Raw genomic sequence first — 915 nt, 5'->3', positions numbered from 1 at the left:
TAACGCCATGTTAAGGGGTGAGCAGCGCAATACCGATGTTGCTGCAAACCACCTTAATCACTAAAATCAACGCATAGTGAAAATGCCACGCGTTGCGAATCCCTCTTGAACATTTTGTTAGTTGCACAATGCGCACTGAATTTTTTGCTTATTTTCAGTGATATATTCTATGTCGTTTAGATAAGCTTGAAGATGGCCTTGCTCAATATTTTCAGCAAAGGATTCATTACCATTTTCGGCTTCACTACGCATAAAGGATACTAAAGCCTGCAATCGCTGAACCATTATATCGGCTAATTGCTCTCGTTCTGATTCAGTTGCACCGTAACTGTCACAGAACAACCTAGCTCTAGCTAACTGTTCTGAGATTGTGCCTAACTTATCATTGCTGTCCGTTTTGAACGGAGACCAACAATAAACTGAATATGCTAGATCCCATACTCTTGGTGCAGGGTGCGCAGTATCGAAATCAAACACACCAACAACCTTATTTTCTAATAGGGCAACATTGTACGGAGTAAAGTCACCATGACAGATAACCTCGAATGGTTCTCTCGGCTCTAACATCCATCGGTGTGCATTAACATCAATTTGCTCCAAGAGTGAAACTGTTGAGTCATGTATTTTACGTAATAATTTACCCGCAGACATGAGTGCATCATTTGTTGCGATTGCGCCAACAAGCGGATAATTATAGGTATTACCCGCGACAAAACTTAAGATTTCTTGGTTTTTATTAACACCTAGAACTTTGGGATTTCATCTACCTTTGCTCGCTCAAGATGCTTCAAAATAAGATGAATAGTAGAACTCCATGACTGAAGAGGTCGATAAACGACTTCACCATCTCGATATATTGCAGATTCTCTTCCACCTGATAATTCTTCCATGATACCTCCCTGTGCAACTAACGCC

1 pseudogene is annotated in these 915 nt (G+C 40.8%); it reads right to left on the bottom strand.

Annotation, left to right across the window (positions count from 1 at the left end):
* Positions 1 to 117 precede the first annotated feature (117 nt).
* A pseudogene (locus R7P74_RS25300) lies at positions 118 to 890 on the bottom strand (phosphotransferase).
* Between the last annotated feature and the right edge of the window lie 25 nt (positions 891 to 915).

The organism is Vibrio sp. 2033, assembly GCF_033339735.1.
Note: the sequence above shows the minus strand (reverse complement) of the source record. Positions and strands in the feature narration are given on the sequence as shown.